Source organism: Bradyrhizobium sp. LVM 105 (assembly GCF_003957705.1).
Taxonomy (GTDB): domain Bacteria; phylum Pseudomonadota; class Alphaproteobacteria; order Rhizobiales; family Xanthobacteraceae; genus Bradyrhizobium; species Bradyrhizobium frederickii.
In genome coordinates this window covers 114,209-138,959 of the sequence record NZ_QZMV01000004.1, presented here as the reverse complement: position 1 = coordinate 138,959, position 24,751 = coordinate 114,209, and the positions used below count along the sequence as shown (strand labels likewise).

General features: G+C 60.6%; 25 protein-coding genes and 1 pseudogene. 9 read left to right on the top strand and 17 right to left on the bottom strand.

The genetic code is table 11. From position 1 onward, the window contains the following. The first annotated feature begins 19 nt into the window (after positions 1-19). Both D6B98_RS13040 and D6B98_RS13035 read left to right on the top strand, forming a co-directional pair. Entirely contained in the window at positions 20-1,507 is a 1,488-nt protein-coding gene (locus D6B98_RS13040) for a hypothetical protein (protein WP_245481350.1), read from the top strand. Positions 1,508-1,681: 174 nt separating this feature from the next. Beyond that, complete coding sequence (locus tag D6B98_RS13035; protein WP_126257410.1) at positions 1,682-2,245, top strand: hypothetical protein; 564 nt, start codon at positions 1,682-1,684, stop codon at positions 2,243-2,245. A gap of 14 nt (positions 2,246-2,259) precedes the next feature. On the opposite strand, the gene D6B98_RS13030 is transcribed toward D6B98_RS13035, so the two are convergent. The 12 genes and pseudogenes from D6B98_RS13030 to D6B98_RS12975 all read right to left on the bottom strand — a co-directional run. Then, positions 2,260-2,889: a hypothetical protein gene (locus D6B98_RS13030; protein ID WP_126257409.1), complete on the bottom strand. Its 630-nt coding sequence runs from the start codon at positions 2,887-2,889 to the stop codon at positions 2,260-2,262. Between the two features lie 45 nt (positions 2,890-2,934). Continuing rightward, complete coding sequence (locus D6B98_RS13025) at positions 2,935-4,962, bottom strand: hypothetical protein (protein WP_126257408.1); 2,028 nt, start codon at positions 4,960-4,962, stop codon at positions 2,935-2,937. 135 nt (positions 4,963-5,097) lie between these two features. Further along, positions 5,098-5,286, bottom strand: coding sequence for a hypothetical protein (locus D6B98_RS13020; protein WP_126257407.1), 189 nt, complete (start codon positions 5,284-5,286; stop codon positions 5,098-5,100). 12 nt (positions 5,287-5,298) lie between these two features. Further along, positions 5,299-5,682: a hypothetical protein gene (locus D6B98_RS13015; protein WP_126257406.1), complete on the bottom strand. Its 384-nt coding sequence runs from the start codon at positions 5,680-5,682 to the stop codon at positions 5,299-5,301. Positions 5,683-5,827: 145 nt separating this feature from the next. Next, positions 5,828-6,499, bottom strand: coding sequence for an HK97 family phage prohead protease (locus D6B98_RS13010; RefSeq protein ID WP_126257405.1), 672 nt, complete (start codon positions 6,497-6,499; stop codon positions 5,828-5,830). Position 6,500: 1 nt separating this feature from the next. Then, the gene (locus tag D6B98_RS13005; RefSeq protein ID WP_126257404.1) at positions 6,501-7,145 is read right to left on the bottom strand and encodes a hypothetical protein; all 645 of its coding nucleotides are present in this window, start codon (positions 7,143-7,145) and stop codon (positions 6,501-6,503) included. Positions 7,146-7,200: 55 nt separating this feature from the next. Further along, on the bottom strand, positions 7,201-7,527 hold the full coding sequence (locus tag D6B98_RS13000; protein WP_126257403.1) for a hypothetical protein: 327 nt from the start codon (positions 7,525-7,527) through the stop codon (positions 7,201-7,203). 504 nt (positions 7,528-8,031) lie between these two features. Next, entirely contained in the window at positions 8,032-8,352 is a 321-nt protein-coding gene (locus tag D6B98_RS12995; RefSeq protein WP_126257402.1) for an HNH endonuclease, read from the bottom strand. Then, positions 8,339-8,554, bottom strand: a complete 216-nt coding sequence (locus tag D6B98_RS12990) for a hypothetical protein (RefSeq protein WP_126257401.1) — start codon at positions 8,552-8,554, stop codon at positions 8,339-8,341. The genes D6B98_RS12995 and D6B98_RS12990 overlap by 14 nt, the downstream gene beginning before the upstream one ends. Next, complete coding sequence (locus D6B98_RS12985; RefSeq protein ID WP_126257400.1) at positions 8,551-9,291, bottom strand: hypothetical protein; 741 nt, start codon at positions 9,289-9,291, stop codon at positions 8,551-8,553. Before D6B98_RS12985 ends, D6B98_RS12990 begins: the two co-directional genes overlap by 4 nt. Next, entirely contained in the window at positions 9,288-9,509 is a 222-nt protein-coding gene (locus D6B98_RS12980; protein ID WP_126257399.1) for a hypothetical protein, read from the bottom strand. The genes D6B98_RS12985 and D6B98_RS12980 overlap by 4 nt, the downstream gene beginning before the upstream one ends. Before the next feature lie 420 nt (positions 9,510-9,929). Further along, a pseudogene (locus tag D6B98_RS12975) lies at positions 9,930-11,147 on the bottom strand (ComEC/Rec2 family competence protein); the annotation flags it as partial. Positions 11,148-11,277: 130 nt separating this feature from the next. Here D6B98_RS12975 and D6B98_RS12970 point away from each other — a divergent pair. After that, a complete protein-coding gene (locus tag D6B98_RS12970) occupies positions 11,278-12,204 on the top strand; it encodes an IS1595 family transposase (RefSeq protein WP_126257397.1) in 927 nt (308 codons plus the stop codon). Between the two features lie 136 nt (positions 12,205-12,340). Here the strand turns inward: D6B98_RS12970 and D6B98_RS12965 are convergent, their stop codons facing one another. The 5 genes from D6B98_RS12965 to D6B98_RS12945 form a co-directional block, all read right to left on the bottom strand. Beyond that, a complete protein-coding gene (locus D6B98_RS12965; protein ID WP_126257396.1) occupies positions 12,341-13,039 on the bottom strand; it encodes a phosphoribosyltransferase in 699 nt (232 codons plus the stop codon). Between the two features lie 517 nt (positions 13,040-13,556). Then, a complete protein-coding gene (locus D6B98_RS12960; RefSeq protein ID WP_126257395.1) occupies positions 13,557-14,621 on the bottom strand; it encodes a site-specific integrase in 1,065 nt (354 codons plus the stop codon). 136 nt (positions 14,622-14,757) lie between these two features. Then, positions 14,758-14,991 carry a DUF2171 domain-containing protein gene (locus tag D6B98_RS12955; protein ID WP_126257394.1) on the bottom strand — a complete coding sequence of 78 codons (234 nt, stop codon included), beginning with the start codon at positions 14,989-14,991 and terminating at the stop codon, positions 14,758-14,760. An 86-nt stretch (positions 14,992-15,077) separates the two neighbouring features. Further along, positions 15,078-15,464 carry a nuclear transport factor 2 family protein gene (locus D6B98_RS12950; RefSeq protein ID WP_126257393.1) on the bottom strand — a complete coding sequence of 129 codons (387 nt, stop codon included), beginning with the start codon at positions 15,462-15,464 and terminating at the stop codon, positions 15,078-15,080. 6 nt (positions 15,465-15,470) lie between these two features. Next, on the bottom strand, positions 15,471-17,147 hold the full coding sequence (locus D6B98_RS12945) for a glutamine--tRNA ligase/YqeY domain fusion protein (RefSeq protein WP_126257392.1): 1,677 nt from the start codon (positions 17,145-17,147) through the stop codon (positions 15,471-15,473). A 154-nt stretch (positions 17,148-17,301) separates the two neighbouring features. Here D6B98_RS12945 and gltX point away from each other — a divergent pair, with 154 nt between their 5' ends. From gltX to D6B98_RS12915, 6 genes are all read left to right on the top strand, one after another. Next, positions 17,302-18,726 carry a glutamate--tRNA ligase gene (gene gltX, locus D6B98_RS12940; RefSeq protein ID WP_126257391.1) on the top strand — a complete coding sequence of 475 codons (1,425 nt, stop codon included), beginning with the start codon at positions 17,302-17,304 and terminating at the stop codon, positions 18,724-18,726. Between the two features lie 146 nt (positions 18,727-18,872). Continuing rightward, positions 18,873-20,177: a citrate synthase gene (gene gltA / locus D6B98_RS12935; protein ID WP_126257390.1), complete on the top strand. Its 1,305-nt coding sequence runs from the start codon at positions 18,873-18,875 to the stop codon at positions 20,175-20,177. 278 nt (positions 20,178-20,455) lie between these two features. After that, positions 20,456-21,634, top strand: coding sequence for an ROK family transcriptional regulator (locus D6B98_RS12930; RefSeq protein WP_205680482.1), 1,179 nt, complete (start codon positions 20,456-20,458; stop codon positions 21,632-21,634). A 59-nt stretch (positions 21,635-21,693) separates the two neighbouring features. Further along, a complete protein-coding gene (locus D6B98_RS12925) occupies positions 21,694-22,980 on the top strand; it encodes an ABC transporter substrate-binding protein (RefSeq protein WP_126257388.1) in 1,287 nt (428 codons plus the stop codon). Beyond that, a complete protein-coding gene (locus D6B98_RS12920; protein ID WP_164718569.1) occupies positions 22,977-23,900 on the top strand; it encodes a carbohydrate ABC transporter permease in 924 nt (307 codons plus the stop codon). Before D6B98_RS12925 ends, D6B98_RS12920 begins: the two co-directional genes overlap by 4 nt. Continuing rightward, positions 23,893-24,750, top strand: a complete 858-nt coding sequence (locus D6B98_RS12915; RefSeq protein ID WP_164718568.1) for a carbohydrate ABC transporter permease — start codon at positions 23,893-23,895, stop codon at positions 24,748-24,750. Before D6B98_RS12920 ends, D6B98_RS12915 begins: the two co-directional genes overlap by 8 nt. The last annotated feature ends 1 nt before the right edge of the window (position 24,751 follow it).

The following is a 24,751-nucleotide window of genomic DNA, read 5'->3' as shown; positions in this document are numbered from 1 at the left end:
TGATGAACGAAGCGACATCATGCGTCGCCGACGTGAAGCAGAAGTCCGCGACAGACAGGCGCAGCAAGGTCTCGGCAAAGCGATCCAGTTTTATAAAGTTCAGGATGGCACCGCATTGGTGATCGGCCGGGAGCTTATGATCGGCCGCTGGTTAACGTTCACTGATTTCCTGCTTGACTATCTAGCCGAGCGCATGGGGCGATTATGGATCGCCGAGGAGATGAGCAAGGGTGTTGACGGTCATCTGATTGGACAATGGGCATCGGCGATGCGCGGCGCCAAAAGCAGCGTTCCTCCGGGAATGGTGACTTCCAACAAAATCAACAACGGCTTTCGAAGCATTCTCTCGTTGGCATACAATATCTATCTGATCGAGCACCATTACGAGCAGTATGACAAGCCGCTGTTCGATCGCTTCGTAAAACGACTACGTCGACCAGATGGCTTCCTAGCGACCGTAGCAGAGACTTACTCCGCAGCCGCCTTCCTCAAGGCCGGATTTATGTTGGAGTATGAGGATGATCTTCAAGCCGGGCACCACGCCGAATTTGTGGCGACCTATCCGCTGACGGGCAGGCGCTTCTCTGTGGAGGTCAAGTCCAGAACTGGGGCACTAAGGCCAGGAGCACCCATAAAAGATCAGATCAAACTAAAAAATAAGCTCTCTCAGGCACTGAAGAAGGATCTGCCGTGGTCCCGAGTCGTCTTCGTCGATTTGAACATCCCAAATGTTATCGTGGACCATGAAGACCCACTTCTTGCTGACGCGCTATCTGAGGTCGAGGAAGCTGAGCGTTCGCTCCGAATAAAAAACGCCCCGGCTCCATCAGCCTACCTGTTCCTCGCCAATCAACCATTTCACTACAACCTCACATCGCTGGAAGGAGCCCCGATGATTGGTGCGCTTGGATTCAAGCTGCCCACTTTTCAGCCGCGAGGTGCCATCAGCTTTCGTGACCATATTATCGCGAGGGAAGCTCACCCGGAAATGCATGCTCTCATTCAGTCGATGGCGGTCCATAGCGAACCGCCATCTACCTTTGACGGTCAAGCTCCAGAATTTGTCTATGAGAAGCCAAAGTTTCCCCGGTGGCTGATTGGCAACGAATACGTTGTACCTGGCCCCAATAATGCTGAAGTGGTTGCCGTGCTAACGAGCGCATGCGCGATGCCCGATCAACGCAAAATGATGGGAATCTTCGCCCTCAACGGATTTCACTTCTCTGTCGAAGCCCCAATGACCGAATACGAGGTTACGGTCTATCTTAGGAAACCTGAGACATTCTTTGGAGTAGTTCAAGAAGTCACTCAGCAGGTCAAGAGTGCGGCTGAACTGGCCGACTTTTTCTACAGCGTCTACAAGGACACGCCACGCGAAACACTATTGGATTGGATGAAGGATCATCCATTGATCGATCAGGTGCGTGACTTCAGCCAAAAAGATCTTGCAATCTGGGTATGCGAGCAGTGGGGATTGGGAGCAAATCAGCACCAAAAGCGCGACTGAGGCAGCAAGCAGGCGCGCAGGCGCCCGTGACCTAAAACCATCCCTTTTGGGGAGCGCGTCGACGCTCCTTCTGGTAGAATCTTGGGATGGTTCGCCCCCGCCGCATCGAGGTGGTTCTAGCTGCCCTGCTTCTGGCCTCTTGGGGCGTCTATCGCTTTTTTCAGTGAAGGTATCATGGACAGCCCGCAGCAGCCACCAGAATACAAGCCCGTCTTAGATCCCAAAGAGCATCTTGCGCTGCGCGTGCGTTTAGCTGAGCGCGAGCACGACAAAGAGACCGAATTTGGCCGGAAGGCGAACGAGGCTGCGGTAAAGGCGGCGGAGGAAGCAATCAAAGCGGTGATTCTCATAAATGGCGGTAGCTCAGTCGCCATGTTGGCCTTCATCGGAACGGTTGCTTCCAAAGATCTGATCTCGCCCGAACACCTCACTCAAGTCATCAAACCTCTCCTGTTTTTTGGATCAGGCGTGGCCGCCGCGGTCATGGCGGCAGCGGCGGCATATTTCACCAATCTCATGATCGCAGGGACCTCAAACCGCATGAGCCGAAACTATGAGGAGCCGTTCCTACGCGATACGGCTTCTTCGAAACGACACAGGGTCGCCGGCGAGTGCTTCCGCTATTTGGGCGTTCTGGCGATGACGGTAGCTATTGGCTTCTTCGTGTCAGGCCTGGTTAAGGCAAAAGCGGCGTTTGAGGTCATTGCAATCTCAAAGCAAACAACAAATTCCCGCTGAGGGATCCCAATCCATTAAATCCAACCCGTTCCATCCGCCAGCGGCGTCAACTCGATCGAGCCGCCGTTGGAATCGATCACGTAGTCCGCCCCGCCCATGATGGTCTTGGCGGTGCCGAGCGAAGTGATGGTTATTGGGTTGGTCAACGCATCGTATTTGCCGTCGACGATCTTCACCTTCCGGGTGGCGTCATACGGATCTGGCAGCTCGACGGGCGTCGGCTCGCCGACGTCTTTCCTGATCACAATGATATCGACGTCTTCGACGCCAACCGTCACCGTGCCAGCCGCAGTGTGATAGCGTTGGATGATGCCCTCTGACTCGACGTCGGAGCCTTGAGCCAAGCCTATACCGACGTAACGCCGGATACTTTCCTCCGCTCCTTGAAATGCACGGATTCTATAGAACCCTCCGACGCAGTGAAAATCAGCAGACCCAGATGCATCCGTCTTGAAGGGGTTACCTTTTGGATTTCGCCCCAAGGGATCCGAATAGCATTGGATCAAGCTGCCCGAAGTCTCGGACCGCACTTCAACATTGGCGAACGGGACCACATCGCCTCGATGGTTGGTCACAACGAATTGGTGACGAGCCACTCGGATAAAGTCTCTGCTTGATTGCACCATCAGTGCAGCCTTTCCCAACTATGGGGCACCGTCCGCAGCGACTGCACCACGGACGGCATCACCTCAAGGATTGAAAATCGTATCCACCAACACCGGTCCGGTCAGGTTCGAGCCCCCCGCTTGAGCATTGGCCACGAGGCGCGTGCAGCCATTGACCGCTTTCGGCGGACTGAGCATGAAGTTGCCCGACGTGTTGGTTCCGGCCAGCGTGAACATGCCGACGCAGTCGACACCGCCGATCACCGAGCGCGCCCGGACCTGGCCGTTGTTTATGCTCGTGATATTGATCGTCACCGGATTGATAATCTGCTCGGTGTGGATACCGACGATATCGACAAAGCCGCCCACGATTGCCAAACCATCGGCGCGAGGGCCGCCAGAGCCGGAAGAGAACCCGGAAAGGTTGAGGTTGTTGACCATGACCTGCGTGGTGCCGTAGTTGATGTAGACCTCCGGTCCGTTCGCTCCGCCACAGTTCGCGTTGGACTTACCTCCCTTGTATTCAACGCTGTCCATCAAAATGTAGGTAGCGCCGCCATAGCCAGTCTCGTAAGTCGCTCCTCGTCCGCAGCCGCCGGGATATATCGTCATGCGGCGCATGCCGGCTTCGTGCTGGGCGTTATTGGTGTACACCACAGAGCGCGAGGAAATGCCGCTGACAGAAGCGCTGTTGAAGATCTGGAAATCTTCCAGCAGCGTACCGAAACAGGCAAGGTGCGTGTTGCTGTCGCAGAGCTCGACCTGGTTTGAAGCAGCATTAAAGGTGTCGCAGATTTTGATGACGCTCGTGTAGTTGCCCTGCCCCTTTATTTTAACGCCCTGGGGAACAATCAGAGAATCGTCAACATTGCACCCGTACAGAGCGGTTGCTTTAGCAAGAAGAACCTGACCGCCAATCGCACCACCGAGATCTGAGATGGTTGCGGTGCGATAGCCCGCAAAGCTGATCGCGTTTTGAAGCGTTTCGGTGTTATTGGTCGCGGTGCCGTCATTGCCATCCCAATCGAACTTAACGCCAAAGGCGCGGGTATCCAGGCCTGCGGCCGGATATTGGATTTGCCACTTGTTGCCGGCGCTATCGGTGAAACTGCCTGTCGGAGTTGTGACCGTCGAGACTGTCCAAGTCTTCGCGCCAGAGCAGCCTGGAATTGTGCTACCGATGGAAAGGACATCACCCGCGGCATATCCGATCGCGGAGTTTCGCCCGCCTCGGCCCATGGAGATGACGGTAACCACACCCCCAGACACTGTGACGACGGCCTTGGCCCCACGACCGGACCCACCATCAAGGTCGACGCCATAGTATGTGCCGTTGGTGCAGCCAGAGGTTCCGTTCGCTGTAAGGGTGCCGGATACTATTTGGGTGTCGATGAAGTTGCCCCCGATCTTCTGGAACGTTGCCTCGCCGCCATCGCCCGCGGTCGCATAGCCCAGCGTCCGGACCGCGCTGAAAGCTGATAGATCCTGCGTCGCCGCAAAGGTGCGCGATGACAGCAAGTTGGTGGAGAGCGTCGAGCCGGTGACGTCGAGGCTGCCCATCTGCGTCGAGATCGCGCCGGTCACACCATCCAGCGAGCTGACGCCAGACGCGATCGATGATCCGACAGCCTGCGCTGTCCACTTCGAGGACCCGTCCGACACCAGGATATAAGCGCCGTTGGCCGAGCTGATGGTGACGCTGGTGCCGCCGTTGACGGTATCGCTGCCGGCGCGCGCGATTACCAGAGTGTTGGTGCCGGTGACGGTGCCGGCGAAGTCGGCGACGATGAGCTCTTGGCCGGCATTGACGGCGTTCGCCGCCGGCAGCGTCCAGGTCCGTGACGCCGTGAAAGTCGCATTGGTGCCGACGACGCGGTCTGAGGCATCGATCGAATATGCGGAATCGCCGTGACCGGTGAACTTGTCGACTTGGAGATTGCTGCGTGCGCCCGCCGGCGTCTCCGCCCCGGTCCCGCCCCGACGAACATGCATTGGAGAGGTGCCGAAACTCTCTTGGGCGAGCACAGGCGAAGCAAGCGCGCTGGCTATGATTGCCAGCACAGCGAGGAGAAAGGCGGTAGCTGAAGAAGGCTTGCGCGCGAACCGTGACATTTTTTAAGCGTCTCTCGTCGAGGAGAGGCCCCAATCAGGGAGGCCGCTGAGAGACGTTCACGCCGATGTCCAAAGGCGGGGCTCTTTTACGGGAAAGCCCAGATCCGAAACGCTCTTGAGGCGAGCGCAGCCTAGTCACTCAGAGGGGAGAGATTCCGCTTGTAGTAGGTTCTTGAACTTGGCTTCGTCCAATCCGGCGAGCTTGCGCAACGTCTGCGCGACAACATGCCAACGGCCGTTCTGCGTTTTCAATTCGCGCACTTGATCGCGCGTCGATTTCAGTTCGCGCTTCAGGCCAACGATGACTCTGTCTTGGTCGCTCATGTTTCTGAATCGTTATTGGATCATCCAAGCATCGCCAACGCGCCGGAAGGCCGCGATGCCATAGTTTCCATCAATCGTGGTTTCGCCGACGTCGATTTCTCCAGAGATTGTCAGGACGTACTTCTGCGCGGTCCCGCTGCAATCCTTTATGAGGACGAATAGCGAAAGAACGGATGTCGCCCGGCCGAAAATGACGCGCGTCGCTTCGGGCTTCACCTTGTTGATCAGCACCACTTGGTCTGTCGGCAGAATGCGAACATCTCCCGGTTCGGTCACATTTCGGAAGTTTCCAGAGGAAAAATCCAGCGGCGCACACCTCCGCAGATTGGTTTCGGGACTGCTCTGCGCCAGCGCCGGAAGAGCCGACAGCACCGCCATCGCGATGGCCATGGACATGGTAGATTTTCGGCTCATACAAACCTCCACACGTTTGACTTCTCCGGCCTTCCCGGCCACGTCGGCAGCGATGTGTCGCAGATCGCGCCGTAATCGCGTTCGGCATCAACGCGGGGCGCCGCATTCGATCGAGACGAATTGACTCTCACGAGTAGTGCTCCACGACGCGTTTTTGCAGCTCGCAAAGTATTTCCTTAAATCGAGCGACTGACGCTTCGAAATCGGCCTCCCATTTACTCTGCAAGAGAGGCTGCTCAATCCGATCGTCATCACTCAGACAGATCGCATACGCTTCTTTCACAGCCCCCTTGTCGACGATGCTAATCTCACCGAGGCGCGCAGCATGAATGAGCCTGACCTCGCGACCCTCGATTCTCTTCATTTCGAAATCGGAGACGTGGTATCCAACTGAGACGCTCGTCTTCGATCCGGACTTGACACCAGCATAGACGCGATGTCCCTCTGGAGTGTCTGGTAAGATAGCTTTGAAGCTGAGGCCGACTTCGTCAGCCCAAATATGCAGACCCTCACCCGTCACATTGAGAAGCTTGTATTCGTTGTGATCTTCGAGAAGGCGCACATCCGACTTCTGAATTAGCGTCCTTGCGAAACACCCAGGCATGAAGACGTCGATGCCTTCCTTATAGGGGTGAGGCTTCTTGAAGCGGGTTGCGTATCCTCCAATGGCGAGTCTGTGCCCTGCGCTCAGACGGCGGATCTCACGTCGCTCCTCGTCCGGCACCCAATTGATGCTGACCGGGGCGCCGTATTCGATCGGGCAAGGCCTGGCCATGGTCTCGTAATCGCGCCAACTCATTTCAACGAAACTCCGGCGGGAAGTCGGCTGCCTTCATGAAGCTCCCTTCGACAGCCTCACGCAGATACCGCGCTAGGTTGCTGTCTGGATTGTTCGGGTGCCCGAGGAACCAAGGTGCCATTCCGCTGATACCCGACCAGTCGACGTTGTTCCCGTTCACATGGTCGGCGAATTCGTTGTAGCGCCGGTTCGCCTCATGAAGCTCAAGCAAAGATTTGCAGATCTGCGCGACGATCTCGCGATATGCGGGCTCCAGACGCTTCATGACAATTGCCGACGCGGCGCGACGCTCAACGTCGATCTCGCGGTCAAGTACCAGAAGAGCCGCCTCGCGATCTTTGATGTCGCGACCGATCGCCTGAATATCTCTATCAAGGTCCCGCTTGGGCGCTACTTCGACCGGCTGCCGACCAAGGATCTTTGCCACTCGGGCTTCTGTTGCTGCGTTTGATCCGCCATCGCCTTTAGCATCCCACGTGGCATCTCCGGCGGCATCCGCCAACTCTCTCTGGCGCCGGCGTAGCGCCTCAATGTCGCAGCCGATGGCCTCAGCCTTTTGGCGAAGCTCACTGAGCTTCGGGGAGACGTCTTCGGGTCTCAGCAGGTTGGAGTTGTCGTTGCTCTTGAGTAGTTTCAGCGGTGCCATCACTGCGCCTCGTGAATGATTGGCCCTACGATGGCACGTCCCCTGACCAACGAAATCACTTGCGTTGGTTTTTCTTGCGCTCGGCCAATCGCAGGTGTTTGCGGATTCGCTCCGCACATTTGTTGCGATCTTCATAAGGCGATAGATCTCGGGCAACGCAGCGCAATATCTCAACTTCCTTTTTCGGAGTGGGCTGTTCAGCGTTTGTCGCTAAGCGACGCTGCGCCTCAGCGACTAGCGCATGATTGTTTGGATTGGCCGTTCTGCCGCCATGAGCGCGCATCAACTCTTTCGCAGATCGAAGAACGTCACGATCTCCGCTCGCTTCTGCGAGATTGTAGAGCATTTCGGCGAGGACGGCCTTGGATTTTGTGTTGAGCATCTCGTTGGCCGCTCAATCGTCGAAAAATTCGTCGCGAACGCACTTCTCGGCGACTGGCCGCCTGCGCTCGTCTGTTAGGCCCAGATCCGCCATGTACCCGCGGAGCTGAGCATGCCTCGAAGCCGGAAAGCTGGCCGGTGCACGTCGCATCTCCTGATAGAGCTCGCAGAAAACAATCGCTGACGGCTCGCGAGAGGCATCCAACCAATGGGCCGGCTCGATGTATCGTTTCCAGGCGGCCCGCGCCTCCCCTTTGAGGTACGACGGCATTTTAAGCGAACCGAAGCCGTGCGCATCACGCTCGACGGCAGCCCGGACGTCAGCCTCGCGGCCGTGTCTCGTGGGCCGGTGTGTGCCGTCAACCAGGCGGAGATGGGGTGGCTTTGGACGTCTGCCTTTGACCATAGTAGAAATTCCAAAATCTATTTTTGGCTTTTTGCGAATTTTCCGGCGCCATCGGTCCCGAATGTGAATCGCCCAGACTTTGGCACGGGGGGTGGGTGCTCAACCGATAGGCCAACCATCGGACCCAACTTTTTGCGGAAGTCGACCACGCTCAATCAGCCGCTTGTCACGGTTGTGGTGGGGCTCGCAAAGGCTTTGCCAATTGGACCGGTCCCAGAACAGGTCCTGATTGCCCTTATGCGGGATGATGTGGTCCACTGCGAAGACTGGCGTCCACCGGCCTTCCTTGGCGCACATTACGCAAAGCGGATTGTCGCGCTTGAATGCTGCTGCGGCCACGTCCCAAGCGCGCGTATAGCCACGCCGGCGAGCGCTGCCGCGACGCCGATCGTACTGCCGCTTGGCCTCAGTCTCCTTCATCGTCGTCCCCAACTTCGGTGCAGCTATCGAGGAAATCGCGCAGCTCTGCGATCTTCTCGCGGTCCCGCATCCTGATCATCCCTTGGACCACAAGCAGCCCGCAGGCCGTCTCGTGCGAGCATCCGACAGCCACCAACGACGAGATTGTCTCGTTGATGGTGTTGCGTATCTGATCGTTCAAGTCGTCCGGTTTGTCGCTCATGCGAGCCCTCTCTGTTGACGATGGGGAGCGCATAGCTCCGCGATCTCGATCTGTGTGAGCACGCCATTCTTGAGCCGGCGGCAGAGCGCCGCGACTCGGACTTCGTCGAGCTCCATCAGCACGTCCCAGCCATCCCCGCCGGCTTCTGTAATTAGCTCGGCGATGCGCTGCTCGAACTCCCCTCTGTTTCGGAAGCTCTTCGGTTGCGCTACTGGCACCGGTCGAAGACGGGCGGGCGGTGTCGCCACAGCACCATCTGAAACACCCGTTATCCCTAAGGTTATTTCTTCAAGGTTAGAATCTTTAAGGTTAGGGCGGTCTGGGGACCGCCTTTTAAGAGGACTTTCACCGCCTTTTACCTCTTTGCTGACCGCCTTTTCTTCCGCAACAAAAGGCGGTGTAGGGACCGCCTTTTCATTCTCTAAAGGCGGTGTGGAGACCGCCTTTTCCGGGAAGGTCATGGTGTAGGTATTGACGTGGCCACGGCCGCGGGCCCGATCGACATGGAGCAACTTCCATTTCTCTAGCTTCTGAATCGCCAACTCGACCGTGCGGACATGCCCTCCGATTAGGTCTGCGATGGTCTCTCGTCCGACGAAGGTCTGACCCGTTTCGCTGTTTAGATGCTTTCCGATGATCATCGCGACATGGGCCGTGAAATGATCCTTGCCGGCCGTTATCGAGACCTCATCGAGCCATCGAAGCTTGCGGATGAAGAATTCTTTCTTCGCGCTCACTGCCGGACCTCCACGCCCAGGAAGGCGGCCAAGACCGCCGCGGCAGCCTCAGCATGGGCTCGATCGGCGAAGCGCTGGGGAGACAGCCAGTCGGGCGCGCTGCGGCTCCCTATGGGCGTGTAGGCGGCCCCGTAGGTCTCGCTGCCGTCGGCAGGATTGCGGTAGCCCACGATGGAGACCCGCCCGCCGGCGGCTTTCGCGGCGATCTGGTGCGCCATCATGGCCTCGCCCCATAGGCAAGTTGCGCGATCGTTAGCGCTGTGGCGTATGGTAAGGCGAATAGGCGGGCGCAGCGGTGCGCCTGAAACGCCAGCATGTCCGATCCTTGCGAATGGACGGTCGCTGGTGTAAATTCTGATGCACTGGACTTCTGATTGCGATCTGGGCTGCCATTTGCCGTGGCGGCCCTTCGCATTTCTAGGCTAGGAGGCGCGTGCATCACGAAGCGTCTCCATTTGAACGATGCGTGAACGTCCTCCGGGATGTTTTCCGGGACTTTCCGCCGTGTAATCCCGAAATCAGCCCCCTTTCGGCCTGTTTTTGTTCGCTCAAGGGCAAGCGCCCTAAATCGAAAAACCCAAGCGGATCAATGGTTTTATAGATTAAAGCGCACGCAGAACCGGCTATACATTCCAGTTCTGGAAGCTCGGATGCACCAGCGCCTCCGGCGCAACCGCAAGCACGATCAGCGCCGCCACCGCCAGCGTGCGGAAGGTGATGGCGCGGCGATCGACCATCACCGCGATCAGCACCACCGCCGTCATGAAGAACGATCGTTGCGTTGCGACCTCGGCGCCCGAGAGCAACAGATAGAACGCGGCGGCCACCAATGCTGCGGCCGCCGACCATTTCTTGATGGCGAAGCCGACGGCCAGGCCCGGAATCAACGCCAGCAGCGCGCGCACCGCGAAGAAGACCACGCCCGCGACCACCGCCATGTGATAGCCGGAGATCGAGAGAACGTGCCCGAGCCCCGAAATGAACATCGCGTCGTTGACGGGCGCGGAGATCGCATCGCGCCGCCCGGTGAGCAGCGCGGTCGCGATCGCGCGGTTGTCGCCCTCGAGCGTTGCGCGGATGCGGGCGTCGATCGCATCGCGCAGGCCTTGCATGAAGGCGGCGTAGCGCAGCCGCAGGCCGCCGGCGTCCGGCGGCACTGACGCCGTGATCGCGCCCATCACGAAGCCGGAGGCGCCGATACCCTGAAAGAACATGTCGCGCGAGAAGTCGTAGCTTCCCGGGCGCACCGGCGAGAGCGGCGGCATCAGCCGCGCTTTCAGTTGCACGAAGCTGCCGACCTCGGGCGCAGTGCCCTTGCGCACCGACAGGCGGACGCGATCGAGCCTGACGTCGCTGCGCTGCGCCTCCATCGCGGTGACGCGCAGCACGAAGCGATCGGTGCGCTCCCGGATGTCGCGCGTCTCGACGAAGCCTGACAGCGACACGGAATAGAGCGGCTTGGCCAGCACGGTATGGTCGATGCGCGCCGTCTTCCAGGTCGCCCCGGCAAAGCCGGAAGCGACCGCCGCGATCATGATCGCTGGTGCGAACAGTCGGCTCCGCCGCAGCAGGATCGCGCCGAGCAGCAGCGCGGCCGCCGTCGTCGCGACAACCCACAGCACCGGTTCATGATCGGCGGCAAAATAGAGCGCAATGCCGCCGCCAAAGGCGACCGGCACCCACGGCAGCAGGCGCCCGGGACCGGCCTCGGCGCGGGCCCATCCGCGGAGCGTTTCGACGATCGCGGGCCAGATGCCAAAACCCGCCGGCGCAAAGCCGCCAGCGGCTGCGGCGCGGCCAACCGGCCACGTCCCGGCAATACCCTGGGACCGTGCTGGCCGGCCCGGCTCCGCCATTCCACTGCACCTTACGCGACGCGATGGGCGCCAAGGCTACCGGAACGTGCGGGCGGGCGAATGGCGATTATATACTTGACACCACAAAACGCAACCCCTAGGTTTGGATCATTCCAAGGGGTTTCGCGTCATGTCGCAGTTCAACGCACCGCACTTCCAGAGCCACGAAGCGGCCCGCGCCTATCTTGAGGCGATCCGCTGGGGCTCTGAGCGCGTTTGCCCGCACTGCGGCACGGTCGGGAAGTCTTACGAAAACAAGAAAAAGCCGGGCGTCTATCGTTGCGCTGCCAAGGAATGCCGCAAAGACTTCACCGTCACCACCAAGAGCGTGATGGAAAGCAGCCATATCAAGCTGCACGTCTGGCTACAGGCATTCTACCTGATGGCGTCGAGCAAGAAGGGCGTTAGCTCCCATCAGCTCCATCGCGCCCTTGGCGTGACCTACAAGACGGCTTGGTTTCTCACCCATCGCATTCGCGAGGCGATGCGCGCTGGTGGTTTGCTGGCGCCCATGGGCGCAGGCGGCAAAGTCGTGGAAGCTGACGAGACGTTCTATGGCTTTCTAGAAGGCCAGCCCAAGACCGGTCGCCGCGCGTGGTCGAATAAGAACGTCGTTTTGACCTTGGTTGAGCGCGGCGGTTCTGCTCGCAGCTTCCACGTTGACGGCGTCCGCGTTGGCGATCTGATGCCGATCATTCGTGAAAACCTGAGCCGCGAGGCTCAGTTGATGACGGACGAGCACTATTCCTACAAGTACATTGCTGAGGCTGATGCTCTCGACCACGCGACCGTCAACCACAGCAAGGACGAATACGTCCGCCGCGAAGGCGACAAGGTGATCTCTACCAACACGGTTGAAGGCTATTACAGCATCTTTAAGCGCGGAATGAAGGGCGTGTATCAGCACTGCTCTGAGAAGCACCTTCACCGCTATCTGGCTGAGTTTGATTTCCGCTACAGCAACCGCGTTGCTCTCGGAATTGGCGACGGAGAACGTGCGGACCTTGCCGTCAAAGGCGCGGCTGGCAAGCGTCTGACGTACCGTCAATCTAACTAAGCGAGATTTTAGCCGGTGGATACGGCGGCTTCTGAGGGCAAAACGACGCCATCCGGGCGGCTAGCCAGCCGCCCGTTGACGCGGGGTGAATTGGAAGGCCGTGCCGCGATTGCGCAGCAGCGCTGCCGCCTCGGCGTCAATCTCCGCCGTTGCGCGCTCCATCGATGCCCGCTCGGAATCCGTCATAAGACGGGCATCGGAGGAGGAATTGTCCTTCCGGCTCCGTAACAGACTCCAGTTCATGACCGATCTCCTGAGGGTAAGCGCCAATGAGCTCACCGTTCCAAGCAGTAGTAAGCCTCGCGAATGTGTCGCCGACAAGGGAAATCTGGACATTTTTTCCACTCCCGCTGGCCAAAACCGTCATTCCAAGCACTTTGCCGCCGTTAGTCTCAATATAGCCACGCAGACTGGCCAATGTTCCCCCCATCGCGCAAACGTCATCTGCGATGATGTAGGGCCGGCCCGGTTCCACCTTACCGTAGTACGCAGGCTCATTTACGATTCGGAACCATCCATCAGTGTTAAAGTCGCGGTTAATTGTTTTGGTCTGGTAAATTTTGGAATCCAGGCTCCAATTCATTTTGGTCGCCAGCCACTGCCCATAGGTTCGCGCCAGCGCATTCTGGGTTTCATGGATAGTTACGGCCGGAACGGCCACAATTGGGTCGGTTCCGTAGCCAAGATCATACAAATATTCCAGATTTTCTTCTGTGACCAATTCGTCACAAAGGGCAATCGCCGCCCTTACATCCCGCTTCTTTTTGGCGGGCCAATAGGCAGGATGATCCGCAATTCCGAATCCTCCATTGTTGCCCTGCCACGGCACATTCACCCTGATCTTCGGGAAATTTTGCCCCCAAGGCGTCCGCATTACTGTCCCTGCTCAATATAGCGGCGACGATATCAGGGGTTGCGGCGTCCTGCCAAACCTACTTTGCCGCTTTCCCCCGATTGGGGGGCTTCTTTTTGGGGCGGGCCTTCGGCTTTTCCTTGAGTGGTTTTGGCTCTGTTTGAAGAGCACCGCGCAAGGCAGTCTCAAAACGCTTCTGAGCCTCCACTTCACTATATTGGTCGTCTGGGCGTGGCTTGCTCACAGGATTCCTTGCATTTTTCCAAGGATTTACCTATAGTATCGGCGTGACGCCACTTCAGTCTGATCCACCGAAGCAGCGCCACGCCTACACTATGGTGGTTGCATCGCGACCACCTCCTTCTGCGGGGCTTACCGTGACCGCCCCGTTTCGCGCCGCATAAGCTACTCGGGGGTCGCACCCTTTTCGCTTTCCCCTCTGCATCAGTGCCACGGCCTCATGCAGACGGATTCAGACGGCGGGCCTAGCCCGCCGTTTTCATTTCACGACCGAGAAGGTCGGCTGATCTTCTTCCTTCGTCGCTTGAACGCCTTCAGCGCGAACGCTGTCTGCATTTCTCACGTTGTCAGGGATGCCCGCCTTAGTGGCTGCGATGCGCCACTTGCGGCGGAATTCATTGTTCGAATACGGACGACCCGTCGCCTCGCAAATAATCATCGGTCCTGTGGACGGTATGGAAGGAAGCTTATCCATTTCTTCCAAGACCATCATTTTGGACGAGAGGTCGATTTCCATATCCTTTCTGCGTTTCCGCTTGTCGATGACAGGGAAGCGGAGAATTAGCTTGTCATCCAGGTCCGACCATTTCAGGCCCCGAATCCATTTCTCGTTGCCCCAAGTGATTGCCGAAGGCGCGGGGTCAGACATGGGGACCCACTCGCCAATGACCTGTGCCTGACGCAGCCGCAACTCGAACTGAATTGCCTGAGCAAGCGCGATAGATCCCCACCCCAATTCATGCGCCTTTGCACGCAATGCTTCGGCGTGCTCTGCCGTCATTGCCACCAGCCGCTTTTCAGCGACGGGGAAGCGCATGGCGCGCATTCGGGCGTAGAACAAGGTGCAGTCATCGTCATGCAGCACAGTGGTGCCGAAGCCCGCCAGCAAGCGGAGCTTCGCCGCCAGGGCATGACCCATCGAGATTTTTCCGCCCTCAGCCCACTGGTTGTAAAGCTGCATCACGCGGTCGGAGCTGAGGTCGGCAATACGATGCGCGCCGAAGTCAGCAGCGATCTTGTTCAGCATCCCAACATAGTTGTTCTGGACGGCGTATTTCAGTTTGTGGAACGGGGACTGCTCATTGCTGCGATAGCAACGGATCAGGTCTCCAAGGGTCCCGTCGAAAGAACTGGCTGCCGGGGCCGTGATGGTGAGGGGCGGAGAGCCAAGTACCGGCCTCCCCACTGCAAGGCCCGTCGCCTCCAAGGATACACCCAGCTCACGCGCTAGCGTCTTGAACTGGGCGATCTTATCCAGCCGCGCCCGAAGGGCGGCTTCTTCCTCTTCCAGAGAGGCAAAGGTGGGGGCCGATTCCTTTTCCATGGTTCCCAACATACCGGCGCCATGGAGTTTGGTCAACAGTGCGAAGAACGGTGACCCCCACCTATAGGGCTTGTGGTGTCAAGTATATAATCGCCGGGCGAATAGCGGTACAGATCAGGAACGCAAGAAGGCGCCCCTACTTTTCCTCTTCCATTGTCACGGCCACCGACGCCTTGGCGGACAGCCGCACCTTGTTGCCCTCGACGTCGGCAACGAGGCCCTTGTCGATGAAATGATGATGGCCCTTGTGGCTGCCCTCACCGCTGTCCTTCCTGGTCAGCTTGATGCGGTTGCCTTCGACCTTGTCGACCGTGCCGACATGGACGCCGCCGGCGCCGATGACTTCCATATGCTCTGCGATGTCTTGCATGGCGGGTTCCTTGTTGGACCCACGCCAACGCATAGGAAGCGCGTTCGTTCTCTCTCGGGAATGACGATGCCGTGTGCGACTGACGGTCAGATCAGCGGCGCCTGCGACGAGGCGTGGTGATTGACGATCTTCCACTCGCCGTCCTCGCGGATGATGACCCAGCTCATCTTGACGACGAGATCGTCCCGCTCGCCGGCGAGATCGAACGAGATGGTCGCGGCCATGTTGATCAGGTCCGGGCCGACCTGCGCTGCGTTCACGTCGGAGAACACGGCGCTCGGCTGGCGCCAGCGCGGCAGGCCGTTGAAATATTCGGTAACGCCATCCCGGCCCCGGTAGAGCTTCGGATTGGAGCCGAAGAAGAACGCGTTCTTCGAATAGAGCGACGAGAGCGCGGCAGCGTCGAGCGTCGCGAAGCCGGCGCACCATTTCGCGATAATGGCGGAAACGATGTCGTCGGCCTCCGTGCTCATGGTGCCTCAGCCCTTCGCGACTTCCTTTGCGAAGGTATCGCGCAGGCCGATGGTGCGCGAGAACACCGGCTTGCCCGGCGTCGAGTCCTTGTCGCGCACGAAATAGCCCTGGCGCTCGAACTGCATCGGCTCGGTCGAATTGCTCTCGGCCACAGCTGCCTCGACTCGTGCGTCCGACAGGATATCCAGCGAGTTCGGATTGAGATCAGGCGCGAAGTTCGAGGCGTCCGGGCTCGGATTGGCGAACAGCTGGTTGTAGATGCGGATTTCCGCAGGCTTCGACGTCGCGGCCGGCAGCCAGTGCATCGTCGCCTTGACCTTGCGGCCGTCGGGCGCGTTGCCGCCCCTGGTTGCGGGGTCATAGGTGCAGCGCAGCTCCACCACCTCGCCCTTGTCGTTCTTGATCACGCCGGTGCATTTGACGAAATAGGCGTAGCGCAGCCGCACCTCGTTGCCCGGCGACAGGCGGAAGAACTTCTTCGGCGGGTTCTCCATGAAGTCGTCCTGCTCGATATAGAGCTCGCGGCCGAATGTGATTTTCCGCGTGCCTGCCGAGGGATCATCCGGATGATTGATCGCCTCGAGCTCCTCGGTCTGCCCTTCCGGATAGTTTTCGATCACGACCTTGAGCGGCTTCAAGACCGCCATGCGGCGCTGCGCGGTGCGGTTCAGCTCCTCGCGAATGCAGAACTCCAGCATGCCGACATCGACAACGCTGTTGGCCTTGGCAACGCCGATCCGCTTGACGAATTCGCGCAAGGCCGCCGGCGGCACGCCACGGCGGCGCATCCCCGCCATGGTCGGCATGCGCGGATCGTCCCAGCCCGCGACATGGCCGTCGCGGACGAGCTGCGTCAGCACGCGCTTGGACAGCAGCGTGTAGGTGAGGTTCAGCCGCGCAAACTCGTACTGATGCGGCTTGGACGGCACCGGCAGCTTCTCGATGAACCAGTCGTAGAGCGGCCGGTGGTCCTCGAACTCCAGCGTGCAGATCGAGTGCGTGATGCCTTCGATCGCGTCCGACTGGCCGTGCGCATAATCGTAGCTCGGATAGATGCTCCATTTCGTGCCGGTGCGCGGATGGTGCGCGTGCAGGATGCGATACAGCACGGGATCGCGCAGGTTGATGTTGCCGGCAGCCATGTCGATCTTGGCCCGCAGCACGCGCGCGCCGTTCGGGAATTCGCCGGCCTTCATGCGGCGGAACAGGTCGAGGTTCTCCTCCACGCTGCGGTCGCGGAACGGCGAGTTCTTGCCGGGCTCGGTCAGCGTGCCGCGGGAGGCGCGGATCTCCTCCTGGGTCTGGTCGTCGACATAGGCGAGCCCGTCGCGGATCAGCTGCTCGGCCCATTCGTACAAGCGGTCGAAATAGTCCGAGGCGAAGAACAGGTTCTTCCCCCAGTCGAAGCCGAGCCAGCGCACGTCGGCCTGGATGGAATCGATGTATTCCTGCTCTTCCTTGACCGGATTGGTGTCGTCGAAGCGCAAGTGGCAGCGGCCCGGAAACTCCTGGGCGATGCCGAAGTTGAGTGCGATCGACTTGGCGTGGCCGATATGCAGGTAGCCGTTCGGCTCCGGCGGGAACCGGGTCACGATCTCCCTGTACTTGCCCTGGTCGAGGTCGGCCTGGATGATGTCACGAATGAAATCGCGCCCAACCTCAGCTGCCACCGGTTCTGTCATTACGAAAATCCTGTCGGGAAATCAGCGGTCCTTCTGCCAAATTCGGGAGGCTGAGCCAAGAGCTTAAGCAGGCCCGGCAGGTCCGCCGTCGGGCTTTAGTTATGCGCCGGTCCTGCTATACACCACCGCTTCCAATGCATAGGCCCTGCCAAGAATGACCGATTCCGTCGTCACCCGCTTCGCCCCCTCGCCGACCGGCTTCCTCCATATCGGGGGCGCCCGCACGGCGCTGTTCAATTGGCTCTATGCGAAGAAGCACGGCGGCAAGATGCTGCTGCGGATCGAGGACACCGACCGCGAGCGCTCCACCGAGGCCGCGATCGGTGCCATCCTCGACGGTCTCAAATGGCTCGAGCTCGGCTGGGACGGCGAGGTCATCTACCAGTTCGCCCGCGCCGCGCGTCACCGCGAGGTCGCCGAGCAGCTGCTCGCCGACGGCAAGGCCTATCGCTGTTACGCCAGTGCCGAGGAGCTCGCCGCCATGCGCGAGAAGGCGCGCGCCGAGGGGCGCACCCGCCTCTATGACGGCATGTGGCGCGACCGCGATCCCGCGACCGCCCCTGGCGACGTCAAGCCGACCATCCGCCTGCGCGCGCCGCAGACCGGCGAGACCGTGATCGAGGATCAGGTTCAGGGCCGCGTGGTCTGGCAAAACGAGAACCTCGACGACCTCGTCCTGCTGCGCGGCGATGGCAACCCGACCTACATGCTCGCCGTGGTGGTCGACGACCACGACATGGGCGTCACCCATGTGATCCGCGGCGACGACCATCTGATCAACGCCGCCCGCCAGAAGCAGATCTACGATGCGATGGGCTGGGCGCTGCCGAGCATGTCCCACATTCCCCTGATCCACGGCCCGGACGGCTCGAAGCTGTCGAAGCGCCACGGCGCGCTTGGGGTCGATGCCTACCGCGCCATGGGATACCTGCCGGCGGCGCTGCGCAATTACCTCGTCCGGCTCGGCTGGAGCCATGGCGACCAGGAGATCTTCTCGACCGAGGAGATGATCGCAGCCTTCGATCTCACCAGTGTCGGCCGCGCCGCCGCACGCTTCGATTTCGCCAAGCTGGAAAACCTCAACGGCCACTACATCCGCCACGCCGACGATCAATCACTCGTGAAGATGTTCGAGGACGTGCTCGACCACGTGCCGGGACGGGACGAGCTCAAGGCCAAGTTGAACGACACCACGCGCGCGCAGCTCGCCAAGGCGATGCCGGCCCTGAAGGAGCGCGCCAAGACGTTGATCGAGCTGATCGACGGCGCCTATTTCATCTTCGCCGACCGGCCGCTGGAGCTCGATCCCAAGGCGCAGGCCCTGCTCACACCGGAAAACCGCAGGCTGATCGGCCAGCTTCATTCCGCGCTGGAGAAAGTCGAGACGTGGAGCGGCGCCACCACAGAGGCCGCACTGCGCGCCTTTGCCGAGGAAAATAGTCTCAAGCTCGGCGCGGTCGCCCAGCCCCTGCGGGCGGCGCTGACCGGACGGACCACCTCGCCTGGTATATTTGAGGTTTTGGACGTCCTGGGACGCCAGGAAAGCCTTGGCCGGCTCAAGGATCAGGCTACGACGTAAGTCGACCATGCGTGCGGCGATCTTGCAGCGCACATAGCAATAATATACCCATCTGCCCCGTACCTTCTGGAACATCCGGCCTGCCCCCAGGATCTGCCTCGGGGCCTCCGGCTCCGGCCCGTTTCACCATACATCGGGGACCTCTGATGGACGCAAAACCAAGCCCAAAGACCGCTACGCTGACGGTCGGAAACAAGAATTACGATCTCCCGATCCACAGCGGCAGCGTCGGGCCTGACGTCATCGATATCGGCAAGCTTTACGGCCAGTCCGGCCTGTTCACCTACGATCCGGGCTTCACCTCCACCGCGAGCTGCCAGTCCAAGATCACCTATATCGACGGCGACGCGGGCGTGCTGGAATACCGCGGCTATCCGATCGAGCAGCTGGCCGAGAACGGTGACTTCCTCGAGACCTGCTATCTCCTGCTCTATGGGAACCTGCCGACCGCCGCGCAGAAGAAGGATTTCGACGACCGCGTGATCCATCACACGATGGTGCACGAGCAGATGGCCCGCTTCTTCCAGGGCTTCCGCCGCGATGCTCATCCGATGGCGATCATGGTCGCCGCAGTCGGGGCGCTCGCCGCGTTCTATCACGACAGCACCGACATCAACGATCCGAAGCAGCGCATGATCGCATCCATGCGCATGATTGCGAAGATCCCGACCCTGGCGGCGATGGCCTACAAGTACACGATCGGCCAGCCGTTCGTGTACCCGAAGAACTCGCTGAAGTTCGCCGAGAACTTCCTGCACATGTGCTTCGCCGTGCCGTGCGAGGAGTACAAGATCAACCCGGTGCTCGCCGACGCGCTGGACAAGATCTTCATCCTGCACGCCGACCACGAGCAGAACGCCTCGACCTCGACGGTACGCATCGCCGGCTCTTCGGGCGCCAACCCGTTCGCCTGCATCGCCGCCGGCATCGCCTGCCTCTGGGGTCCGGCGCATGGCGGCGCCAACGAAGCCGCGCTGGCGATGCTCGCCGAGATCGGCACCGTGGACAAGATTCCCGAATTCATCGCCAAGGTGAAGGACAAGAACTCCGAAGTCCGCCTGATGGGATTCGGCCACCGCGTCTACAAGAACTACGATCCGCGCGCCAAGCTCATGCAGAAGATGTGTCACGCCGTGCTCAAGGAGACCGGTCATGGCGACGATCCGATGCTGAAGGTGGCGATGGAGCTCGAGAAGATCGCGCTCAGCGACCAGTACTTCATCGACCGCAAGCTCTACCCGAACGTCGACTTCTATTCGGGCATCACGCTGAAGGCGATGGGCTTCCCGGTCTCGATGTTCACCGTGCTGTTCGCGGTCGCCCGCACCGTCGGCTGGATCAGCCAGTGGAGCGAGATGATCGAGGACCCGCAGCAGAAGATCGGTCGTCCCCGCCAGCTCTACACCGGCGTCACCAAGCGCGACTACGTCGCGATGAAGGATCGCAAGTAAGTCTTGAGCCAATACGGCTATCGAAACGGCGCCATCGCAAGATGGCGCCGTTTTCGTTTGTGCAGGTGCCGTAGGGTGGGCAAAGCGCAGCGTGCCCACCACCTCTCTGCGACAGGTACGAAATCGTGGGCACGCTTCGCTTTGCCTACCCTACGAGACCCGTACCGCTCCGATCTTGCTGCCGCGCACAACAACAAGTCCGTGCGCCGCGCCGCCCAACGCTTGACAGTCGAACTGCCCCGCGCGCATTCTTACACTAAGTAAGAATGACGACAGGGATGGAAATGCCGGAGCAGCCGAGAAGTCGGCGGCAGACCCGCGCTGCCATTTTGACCCATCTGCTTCAGTCGGGCGGCTCGTTCCGTCCGCCTCTGGCCAAGGCCGTGCGCCTGTCGGAAGCGAGCCTGTCGCGCATCCTGTTCGACCTGAAGGCCGAAGGCTTGATCGAGGAGGTGCGGCGCCCTGCTCCCTACGTCGGCGGCCCGACCGGCCTCGTGTCGCTCGATGCCTCGGTCGCCGTCGCAGCCTTCGAGCTGACCGCTCAGCATCTCAGCGTCGGCGTCGGCGGCCTGTCGGGCGAACTGCACTACACCGAGCGGGTGAAGCTGCCGAAGACGCCGACCGCCGAGAGCGTCGGCCAGGCGTTTCGCGAAGCCATGACATTGCTGCGCGACTGGACGCGGCGGCGCCGGATCACCCTCTCCCAGATCGGCGTCTCCATTCCAGGCCTCGGCCGTCTCAGCATATCGGCCAACCCGATCATTCCCTGCGATGTCGGGCGCGTCGGCGGGATGTTCGACGAGATGTTCGCCGGCGTGCCGCTCGAGATCACCAATTCGGTGGTCGCCCACGCCACCTTTCACCGCTGCCGCACAGAGAATTATCCATTCAGCGACACACATCTGTTCGTGCTCGTCAGCCACGGCGTTGCCGGCGCCTGGATGGATGATCCGGCGAAGGCCGATGCGCTGCAAGCGATCGAGCTCGGCCACATGGTCTTCGAGCCTGAGGGCCCGCGCTGCCGCTGCGGACATCATGGCTGCGTCGAGGCCTATGCGTCGATTCCGGCCCTCGCCGAGCTTCTCGGCGTTGCCGAAGCCGAGTTGCTTCAACTCGGCAACGAATGGGTGAACACGATCCCGATCTCATCGCGCGTGCGGCAGGAGCTGCGCCGGCGGCTGTTCCGGCTCGGCCTTGCCATCGGCAACACGCTGAACGTGAAACCGTGCGGCGGCGTTGCGATCAGCGGCTGGCCGTCGCTTCTCGCCGCAGACGATCGCAATGCCGTGGTCGAAGGGATCGATGCCTGCCTGCTGGGCGGACGTAAACTGGCGCAGGTGTCGATCGCCTTCGTGCCGCCGTCGACCGGCAACGATCCGCAGGCCGCGCTCGCCTTCGCCGGCTTTTGTCTCGCCAGCCGTGGCGGCATGCCCGCCAGCTCGACGGAGGCGGCCTGACATGGGCTGAACCTGCACGCCCCACACGCGCCGAAACTTTCACACCGGGAGGAACTGCCATGCCGATCACCACAACAAGGCGCCGTCTGCTCGCTGGCTCCGTCGCTACGCTCGCACTACCGGCCTTTGCCCGCGCGCAGGGCGCGGTCAAGCCGCGCCTGACCGCGATCTCGCAATGGTCCGCGGGCAGCGACGGCGCGGCCATCACGGCGCTCGGCAAGAAGTTCGAGGAGAAGGGAGGCGTTTGGCAACATTCGCCCGTCCCCGGCTTCACCACCGAAATGATGAACAAGTTGCGCGCTCAGATCATGGCCGGCGATCCGCCGGCCTGCTCGCAGCTCAAGGGGCCCGAGATTGCGGCCTGGTCGAAAATAGCCCCGACTGTCGATCTCGACGCCGTCGTCGCCGCCGCCGGTTACGAGAAGGTCGTCGCGCCTGACCTTGCGAAATTACACAAGCCGGGCGGCAAATGGATCGCACTGCCGTTGCAGATCTACAGCACCAACATGCTGTTCCTGTCCAAGCGTGCCATGGACAAGGCCAAGGCCGACAAGATCCCGGTCACCTGGGCGGACTTCAACGATCTTGCTGAAAAGATGAAAGCCGGCGGCGTCGCCCATCCTATCGCCAACGGCGGGACCCGCCCGGATGACGGGCAGAAATTCGAGGCCGCTCTCGCCGGCATCAGTCCCCTGGCATACCGCGCCGCCATCATGAATCTCGAGAAAAAGGCTCTGGAGGGTCCCGAGATCAAGGCTGCGTTCGCGCAGGTGCGCAAGATCGCCGATTGGATGGACCCCAATGTCGGCGCCCAGCACTTCTCGACCAACCTGAAGCGCTTCATCGACGGCGACATGGGCATGATGATCATGGGTGGCTGGGCGCAGGGCGTGTTGCGCAATGCCGGTTTCAAGTTCGAGGACTTCATGATTGCGCCAGGACCCAGCGACAACGGCAAGCCGGTCTTCCTCCTGAATGCCGATGCCTTCATCTTCTGGCAGCGCAAGGAGGCTGACCTGCAAGCCGGCCAGACGCTGATGGCCCAGCTCGTCATGGATCCGGCGATCCAGACGATGTATTCGCAGATCACGGGATCGATCCCCGTACGCACCGATGTCGATCTGTCCGGCGAAGGCTGGTCGGAGGGTCAACGAACGACCGCAAAGGCTCTGAAGGAGGCGATCGCCAGCAACCAGGCGGTGCTCAGCATGGCGCACAACATGGCGCAGGAAAACGGCATGACCGCCGCAATGATCGACGTGATCACGGAGTACGTGAAGAACAAGACGATCAAGCCCGAGCAGGCGGCGATCCGCCTCGCCGAGGCCGTCGAGGGCGCACGTTGAGCAATGCCGCCGCGATAAGACCGGGCCGGCCGGCGCTTCCTGAATGGGTGCGCCGGCTGCCCGAATATTTGATGATCTGGGTGCCGCTGCTGCTGTCCGCAGCGCACCTCGTCTCGTTCTCGCTGTGGACGATCTGGATCTCGTTCACGCCCTCCACGCTCGTTCCGGTCTCGGGCTGGTTGGGCTTGCGCAACTACACGGCCGTCCTGGCATCGCGGAACTGGCAGATCGCCTTCGACAATTTGCTGCTATTCGGCAGCGCATTCGTCGTGTTGAGCGCGGCGACCGGCCTCGTTCTTGCGATCCTGCTCGATCAGCGTATTCGCGGCGAGAACGTGCTGCGATCGATCTTCCTCTATCCCCTCGCAGTGTCGTTCGTCGTCACCGGCACGGTCTGGAGCTGGCTGCTCAATCCTGGCCTCGGGATTCAGAAGCTGGTCCACGATCTCGGCTGGACCTCCTTCAAGTTCGACTGGCTGATCGACCGCGACATGGCGATCTGGACCATCGTCATCGCTGCGATCTGGCAGTCCTCGGGCTTTGCCATGGCTCTGTTTCTTGCCGGCCTGCGCTCCGTCGATGCCGACATCATCAAGGCCGCGCAGATCGACGGCGCCGGACCGGTCCGGATCTACCGGCGCATCATTCTGCCCTCGCTCTGGCCGATCACCATCACCGTCGTCGTGATCCAGCTGCAGTTCGCGATTTCGACGTTCGACCTCGTCCGCGCCCTGACCAACGGCGGGCCGGGAATTGCGACCCAGCTGCCCGCTCTGGTCGTCTACGACCTGATGTTCCAGCGCAGCCTGCTCGGCCGCGGCGCGGCGGCGGCAGTGCTGATGCTGCTCATTCTTCTCGCGGTGCTCGTGCCCTATGCGGCGTGGCGGTACATCCAGCGGCGGCGGGCCCTCCATGCGTGATCGCAGCTTCAAACCGAGCCGGATCTGGATCTATCTCGTCGTCTCACTGATCGCCGCGGCCTGGCTGGCGCCGCTGGCGGTCGTCGTTCTGAACTCGCTGCGGACCAACGAGGAGATCGCGCAGGGGTCGATGATCGGCTGGCCGCAACATCTGGCCTGGAGCAACTACGCCGCCGCCTGGAGCGGCTTCTGCGTGGCCGAGACCTGCGCCGGCATCCGGCCCTATATGCTGAACTCCGCGCTGGTGACGATTCCCGCGACGATCTTCTCCACTTTGCTCGGCGCCATCGCCGGCTACGCAGTGTCGCTCTGGCGCTTTCGCGGCGACAACTGGATCTACGGGATCGTGACCCTCGGCCTTTTCCTGCCTCAGCAGATGCGCCTTCTTCCCTGGACCATCGTGCTGCGCGACGTCGGTCTCATCAACACGCTGGCCGGCCTCGTGCTGATCCACACCATCCAGGGGCTCTCTTTCACCACGCTGTTCTGCCGCAACTATTATGTCGCTATTCCCCATGAATTGATCAGGGCGGCGCGGATCGACGGCGCTGGTTTCTTCCGCATCTTCTGGCGCATCATCCTGCCGCTCTCCGGGCCGATCCTGATCGTCACGGTGATCTGGCAGTTCACGCATATCTGGAACGAATTCCTCTATGGCGTGACCTTCACGACCGGCCAGCAGCAGCCCGTCACGGCGGCTCTGATCGCGCTCTCCGCCGCGGTCGCCGATATCCCGCAGCATGGCGTGCAGAGCGCGGCGGTGATCATCGCCGCGCTGCCGACGCTGTTGATCTACCTTCTCGGCGGCAAGTACTTCGTCCGCGGCCTGACTGCCGGGGCCGTGAAATGAT